Origin of the sequence: uncultured Limnohabitans sp. (assembly GCF_937889215.1) — a bacterium.
In the GTDB taxonomy this organism is placed as follows: Bacteria; Pseudomonadota; Gammaproteobacteria; order Burkholderiales; family Burkholderiaceae_C; genus Limnohabitans_A.
Genome location: NZ_CALBEX010000266.1, coordinates 1 through 6,907 on the forward strand (window position 1 = coordinate 1; position 6,907 = coordinate 6,907).

General features: G+C 58.1%; 8 protein-coding genes. 3 read left to right on the forward strand and 5 right to left on the reverse strand.

Annotation, left to right across the window (positions count from 1 at the left end):
- The 3 genes from Q0341_RS06775 to Q0341_RS06785 form a co-directional block, all read right to left on the reverse strand.
- Positions 1-320, reverse strand: a 320-nt coding sequence (locus Q0341_RS06775) for a TRAP transporter small permease (protein ID WP_299511433.1), incomplete at its 3' end; no start/stop codon positions are given.
- A 71-nt stretch (positions 321-391) separates the two neighbouring features.
- The gene (locus Q0341_RS06780; protein WP_299511435.1) at positions 392-1,363 is read right to left on the reverse strand and encodes a TRAP transporter substrate-binding protein; all 972 of its coding nucleotides are present in this window, start codon (positions 1,361-1,363) and stop codon (positions 392-394) included.
- Between the two features lie 200 nt (positions 1,364-1,563).
- Entirely contained in the window at positions 1,564-3,255 is a 1,692-nt protein-coding gene (locus Q0341_RS06785; RefSeq protein ID WP_299511436.1) for an electron transfer flavoprotein-ubiquinone oxidoreductase, read from the reverse strand.
- A 150-nt stretch (positions 3,256-3,405) separates the two neighbouring features.
- Between Q0341_RS06785 and Q0341_RS06790 the strand changes: the two genes are divergently transcribed.
- Positions 3,406-4,188, forward strand: coding sequence for an SDR family oxidoreductase (locus tag Q0341_RS06790; RefSeq protein ID WP_299511439.1), 783 nt, complete (start codon positions 3,406-3,408; stop codon positions 4,186-4,188).
- Between the two features lie 10 nt (positions 4,189-4,198).
- On the forward strand, positions 4,199-4,621 hold the full coding sequence (locus Q0341_RS06795; protein WP_299511441.1) for an acyl-CoA thioesterase: 423 nt from the start codon (positions 4,199-4,201) through the stop codon (positions 4,619-4,621).
- A 7-nt stretch (positions 4,622-4,628) separates the two neighbouring features.
- Here Q0341_RS06795 and Q0341_RS06800 read toward each other — a convergent pair whose 3' ends face one another.
- A complete protein-coding gene (locus Q0341_RS06800; RefSeq protein ID WP_299511443.1) occupies positions 4,629-5,534 on the reverse strand; it encodes a metal-dependent hydrolase in 906 nt (301 codons plus the stop codon).
- 96 nt (positions 5,535-5,630) lie between these two features.
- On the opposite strand from Q0341_RS06800, the gene Q0341_RS06805 reads away from it, so the two are divergent.
- Positions 5,631-6,308, forward strand: coding sequence for a TetR/AcrR family transcriptional regulator (locus Q0341_RS06805; RefSeq protein WP_299511446.1), 678 nt, complete (start codon positions 5,631-5,633; stop codon positions 6,306-6,308).
- 10 nt (positions 6,309-6,318) lie between these two features.
- Here Q0341_RS06805 and Q0341_RS06810 read toward each other — a convergent pair.
- Positions 6,319-6,907: peroxidase-related enzyme (locus Q0341_RS06810; RefSeq protein WP_299511449.1), on the reverse strand; the 589-nt coding region annotated here is incomplete at its 5' end.

Sequence of the window (6,907 nt, forward strand, 5' to 3'; positions counted from 1 at the left end):
AAAATGATGCTGCACAGCGTCAGTGCGGCAATGGCCACCACGGCATCAAGAAAGCGGCGCATGCGTTCACCGCTTAAGCGATAGAGCATGTCCACACTCACCATGGCCCCTTGTCGAAAAGCAGTGGGGATGCCCAGAAACACCATCCAGATGAGGCTGAAGCGGATCAGCACCTCGGTCCATTCGGCTGGGGATTCGATGATGAAGCGGGTGAAGATCTGATGGATGCCAAAGCCAGAGGCCAGGGTCATCATGAGGCAAGCGATCATCATGGAGATGGACGTGGTCCAGTGCTCGAAGCGCAAAAAGAGTTGTTTCATCGGCCCGTTACTTTGCTGAATTGAAAAACGCCCGCCAGCCTTCGCCGGTCGGGCGTTGCAAATGCTTCAGATCACTTGAAGTTGCGGATGCGGTCCAGGTTGGCTTTGCCAAACTGTTTCTCAAACTCGGCCATGGCGGGACCCATGGTGGCAACGAACTTGGACTTGTCCACGTTCTCGATCACGTTCATGCCTTTTTTGCGCAACTCGGCCACGCCGTTGGCATCGTCCTTGTCCACGCGGGCACGGTTGGCCTTGACGGCTTCTTTGGCAGAATCCAAGAAGATTTGTTTGTCAGCGGCGCTGAGTTTGTCAAACGTGCCCTTGTTCATCAAGATCACTGCGGGCGAGTAAACGTGGCCAGTCAGCGTCAAGTGCTTTTGAACTTGGTCGAAGTTGGCAGCCATGATCACCGACAGAGGGTTCTCTTGGCCGTCCACAGTGCCTTGTTGCAAGGCGGTGAACACTTCAGTGAAGGCCATAGGGGTGGTCACGATGCCCAGGCTTTTGTAGGCTGCGACGTGCACTGGGTTTTCCATGGTGCGCATCTTCAGGCCCTTCAGGTCAGCGGGCGAATTCACGGCACGTTTGCTGTTGGTCATGTGGCGCACGCCGTTTTCACCCCAAGCCAAGGCCTTGAAGCCTTTGGACTCGAACTTGCCAAGCAGTTCTTGGCCAATGGGGCTGTCCAGCACGGCTCGTGCGTGGGCTTTGTCTCGGAACAGGAAGGGCACATCCAGAATCCGAGTCTCAGGCACAAAGTTGGGTACCGGACCTGTGGAGGTGGTGGTCAGCTCTTGGGTGCCCAGTTGCACCGATTCGATGGATTCGCGCTCAGCACCCAAAGAGCCAGAGTAGAAGTTTTGAATTTTGATGCGGCCATTGGTGCGCTTTTCGACCTCTTTGGCCAGCGTGTCGATGGCCTCACCTTGGTGCGAATTTTGGCCGACAGAGATGCTGTTGCGCATGGTGATTTGCGCTGTGGCCGTGGACATGATGCCTACGACCAAGCTCATGGCCAACATCAGTTTGCTCAATTTCATTCGATAGCTCCTGGTGATTCAATGGACGACAACAAGCTGCGAATCAACTTGTCATACAAGTTGGATTATGAAGGGATCATTCCACGTTATAGCTAGGGTTTTCGCGGGGGTGGTGATGCCTTTGTGACCTTGGGCGGTACCCATCAGCAGTGCCCAAAAAAAGAGGCTCTTAGAGCCTCTTTGGGGTGCTTGGTGTCGATTTACATGCCTGTGTAATTTGGCCCACCGCCGCCTTCGGGCGTGACCCAAACGATGTTTTGCGTGGGGTCCTTGATGTCGCAGGTTTTGCAATGCACACAGTTTTGGGCATTGATCTGCAGGCGGTCTGAGTTGTCTTCGTTCTTCACGAATTCGTAAACGCCAGCTGGGCAGTAGCGCGCCTCGGGCCCTGCGTACTTGGCCAGATTGATGTTGACAGGCACGCTGGCGTCTTTCAGCGTCAAGTGGGCCGGTTGGTTTTCTTCGTGGTTGGTGTTGCTGATGAAGACGCTGGAGAGGCGGTCAAAGGTCAGCTTGCCGTCTGGCTTGGGGTAGTCGATCTTGGGGCAATCGGCCGCAGGCTTGAGGTAGGTGTGGTCGGCTTTGTCGCGGCGCAGCGTCCATGGAATGTGGCCGCGCAGCACGAACTGCTCGAAACCATTCATGAGCGTGGCGACTGTGAGGCCTTTTTTGAACCAAGTCTTGAAGTTGCGCGACTTGTTCAGTTCGGTGTAGAGCCAGCTCTTCTCAAAAGCCTCTGGGTAGGCGCTCAGCTCGTCGTGCTGGCGGCCTACCACGATGGCGTCGTACGCAGCTTCGGCGGCTTGCATGCCGGTTTTGATGGCAGCGTGGCTGCCCTTGATGCGGCTGACGTTCAGGTAACCCGCGTCACATCCAACCAGTGCACCGCCCGGGAACACGGTTTTGGGCAGACTCATCAGACCGCCAGCCGTGATGGCGCGGGCACCGTAGCCAATGCGTTTGGCGTTGACTTCGCCCTTGTCGTTGGTGAAGTACCACTGGATGTTGTTGTGGGTTTTCCAACGCTGGAATTCCTCAAACGGGCTGAGCCAAGGGTTGGCGTAGTCCAGACCCACGACGTAGCTGATGGAGACTTTGTTGTCTTCCATGTGGTACATGAAAGCACCGCCGTAGGTGTCGTTGTTCATGGGCCAGCCGGCGGTGTGCATCACAAAGCCGGGGGTGTGGCGCGAAGGATCGATCTCCCAGACTTCCTTGATGCCAATGCCGTAGGTTTGCGGGTCACGGCCTTCGTCCAGTTTGTATTTGGCGATCAGCTGTTTGCCCAAGTGGCCGCGAGAGCCTTCGGCGAACACGGTGTACTTGGCGTGCAGTTCCATGCCGAGCTGGAAGTTTTCTGTCGGCTCTCCGTCTTTGCCCACCCCCATGTTGCCAGTGGCCACACCTTTGACGCTGCCGTCCTCGTTGTACAGCACCTCGGCTGCGGCAAAGCCGGGGAAAATTTCGACGCCGAGGTTTTCGGCCTGCTGGGCCAGCCAGCGGGTCAAGTTGCTCAGGCTGATGATGTAGTTGCCGTGGTTTTGGGCGCACTCGGGCAAGAACATGCCGGGCGTGCGGGTGGCACCGGTCTCGCTCAGGAAACTCCAGGCGTCGTCGGTCACAGGCTGGTTGAGCGGGGCACCCATCTCTTTCCAGTTGGGGAAAAGTTCGGTCAGCGCCTTGGGGTCCATGATGGCACCCGACAAGATGTGGGCACCGGGCTCGCCGCCTTTTTCCAACACCACCACCGACACATCTTGGCCTTTTTCGGCGGCCAATTGTTTGAGGCGAATGGCCGTGGACAGGCCACCGGGGCCGCCGCCGACCACGACCACATCGTAGGGCATGGATTCGCGGGGGCCGTAAGTGTTGATGATTTCTTCGGGGCTCATGGCGGTGTCTTTGGGAAAGTGGTGGATGCAGAGGCGACACCAAGGGTGTCGGGCGTGTGACTCATTTTATGCAACTTGAGGGCGGTTCCCCTGCACAATTGAGTCACCTTTTTTGTAGCAACGGATACGAAACCCCTGTGAGGAATTGACATGGCTTATGAAATCGAGTTGTCGGGCCGTGTGGCCCTGGTCACTGGCGCTTCGGGGGGCTTGGGGGCGCAATTTGCCAAAACCCTTGCCGCAGCCGGGGCGGGCGTGGTGTTGGCCAGTCGCCGCATGGAAAAACTCAAAGACCTGCGGGCCGAGATCGAGGCCGCGGGGGGCGACGCCCGTGTAGTCGAGATGGACGTGACCGACCGCCACAGCATTGCGGCGGCCGTGGCGCATGCCGAAACCGAGATGGGCAGCATCGACATTTTGGTCAACAACTCGGGCGTGAGCACCACCCAGCGCATCCAAGACGTGACGGAAGAAGACTACGACTTCATCATGAACACCAATGTGCGCGGCGCTTTTTTTGTGGCTCAAGAGGTGGGCAAACGCATGCTGGCCCGTTCCAAGGGCGCTGCGCCGGGCAGCTTCACGGGCGGGCGCATCATCAACATCGCCTCGATGGCGGGCCTGAAGGTGTTGCCGCAAATTGGCGTTTACTGCATGAGCAAGGCCGCTGTGATTCAAATGACCAAGGCCTTTGCGGTGGAGTGGGGCAAGTTCGGCATCAACGTGAACGCGATTTGCCCGGGTTATATCGACACCGAAATCAATCACCACCACTGGCAAACCGAGCAGGGCCAAAAGCTCATCAGCATGCTGCCGCGCAAGCGCGTTGGCCAGCCGCAAGACCTGGATGCCTTGCTGATGCTGCTGGCCAGCGACCAGAGCCACTTCATCAATGGCGCGGTCGTTTCGGCTGACGACGGTTTTGCGGTCTGAGGGCAAAGCCATGAAGCTGGAACTCCCTGAGCGGAAAAAATTTGTCAATGAGTTGGTCATTCCTATTCGCTGGGGTGACATGGACGCCATGGGCCACGTCAACAACACGGTGTATTTCCGGTACTTGGAAAGCACCCGCATTGACTGGTTTGACAAGATCGGCTTCATGCCCAACCCGCAGGGCGAAGGACCGGTGATCGTCAATGCGTTTTGTAACTTCTACCAACAGTTTGAATACCCGGGCAGCATCTTGGCCAAGATGTATGTGAGCGATCCGGGCCGCACCACCTTTGAGAGTTGGTGCACGCTGGAGCGCACCGACCAGCCGGGGGTGATCTTTGCCGCAGGTGGCGCGACCACGATTTGGGTGGATTTTCCCAATCAAAAAGCGGTGACCCTCCCCGACTGGGTGAGGGCCTTGGTCAGCGACTGAAGGGCGTTTATGCCGTGGGTTGGGCTGGTGCGCCCACCGCACGCCATTGGTCTGCATGGCTTTGCAGCCAGTCTTGAGACAAAGTGGCGCTGCCCACTTGCATGGGGTGAAAGTCTTTGCGGGTGTATTCCCAAACGGGCTTGGCCACGCGCCAGACCATGCCGTGACGGCCGAACAAGAACTTGCTGGCCGACCACCAGGTGGAGGGCTTGAAGAGCGTTTTGTCGTGCCAGAGGTTGTTGACCGTTTGGCGGAAGACGTCGGTGCTGAACTGAATCGTCACGTACCAAAACCAACGCATGCGCCAAGTATGGTTGCCGCCCAAACGTTGGTACAGGTCAAAGGCCACACATTTGTGCTCGGACTCTTCGGCCGCATGCCAGCGCCAGAGGGTTTTAAGGGGGTCTTCTGCGCCAGCAAACCAGTCACCGGCTTGGTCTAGGCGGTCCAACGTCAGGTCGCCAAAAATCGAGGTGTAGTGCTCAAAAGCCGCGGTGATGGCCAATTCGTGCAGATAACCTTTTTCGCTTTTGCTGAAAAACTCTTCACGGCCTTTTTTCAGGCGGCGCTCGGCGCGGGGGCCCCAATGGTTGACCAGGCCTTGCTTTTCAAGGTGGTCGTTGTAGAGGGCGTGCAGGTGGCGGTGCGTGGCTTCTTGTCCGATGAAGCCCTTGGCCACACTTTTCAGGTCGGCATTTTCGGGCGTGTCGGGCAAGGCTTTGGCGCCGTTCTTGACGGCATCGATGAACGACTGCTCGCCCACCGGAAAGCTCATCGACAAAGCATTGGCATAAGCCGTCAAAAACGCGTCCCCACCATTCCAGTGGCGAGAAAAACCTTTGGACAAGTCCACCGACAGGCGGCGAACGGTCAAATCGGTTGGGGCATGGGCGGCGTTGTGGCTGGCTTGCATGGTGCAATCTCCGTGGTGCGTCAGAATATGAACATTTTCATCTTTTTGAGCCTGCCACAACTCGCAAACGGCTCATGTTTTCAAGAGGCCTCTGCCATGCCCACTTCGCGACCTGCCAGCAAGCCCAAAGCCCCAGCAGACGGGCGTCGCCAGCCCACGCAGGCGAGGGCGCAGCAGACGATTCAGACGCTGTTCAAGGCTGCGGCTCAGATTTTGGACAAAGAGGGCGAGGCCGGATTGACCACCAACAAAGTCGCCGCTTCGGCCGGTTTTTCGATAGGAACGCTCTACCAGTACTTTCCCAGCAAAGACATGTTGGTGCGTGCCATGTCCGCACGCGGGCAAGATCTGGTGCTGCAAGAGTTGGAGGGCTATCTGCGCGAGCTGGAAACACGCAGCGATGTGCAGCAAATGGACGGCCGAGAGTTGCTGGGCCATGCCATCCACATCCTGCTGCAAGGTTTTGCTCATGGCAAAGGCCTGAGCCAAACCCTGATTCGCTTGGGTTGGACGCTGGAAAAGCCCGACGAAACGGCCAACGCGGTGCGCCAAGTGGCCGACCGGCTGGCCGTGTTTTTTGAGCGCATCGATCACCCTGGGCTGCTCACGCCCAGCACCGCGCAAATGTTTGTGCTGACCCGCTCGGTCATTGGCACCTTGCGCAGCGCCAGCCTGGAAAAATCGCCCTTGCTGGGCAGTCCAGCATTTGAGGACGCGCTCACACAAATGGCCTGGGCCTTGTTGGCCCGACCGCCTGCGTCACCTCCGGCCTGACCCTTTCAGGTCAAGCCGCTGGTTTGGCCTTTGGAGCTCGGCCCATCAGGTAAAACTCGGGGTTGGGCATCATGCCGCTGAAGCTGGCCATGCGGTTGGAGAGGCCAAAGAAGGCGGTGATGGCCGCGATGTCCCAGATGTCTTCGTCGTCAAAACCGTGCGCGTGCAGGGCGGCGAAATCGGCGTCTTCCACCTCGTCTGAGTGGTCGCAAACCTTGAGTGCAAAGTCCAGCATGGCGCGCTGGCGTGGGCTGATGTCGGCCTTGCGGTGGTTGATGGCCACCTGGTCCGCCACCAAAGGTTTTTTCTCGTAAATGCGCAAGATCGCGCCGTGGGCCACCACGCAATACAGGCAGTGGTTGGCCGCGCTGGTGGTGGTCACGATCATCTCGCGCTCACCTTTTGTGAGGCCGCTTGTGCGCCCCACCGTCTCGGGGGTCATCAGTGCATCGTGGTAAGCAAAAAAAGCCCGCCACTCGGCCGGACGACGGGCAAAGGCCAGAAACACATTGGGCACAAACCCGGCTTTTTCTTGCACCTCCAGCACTTTGGCTTTGATGTCGTCTGGCAGGTCATTGATCTCGGGGGCAGGGTAGCGG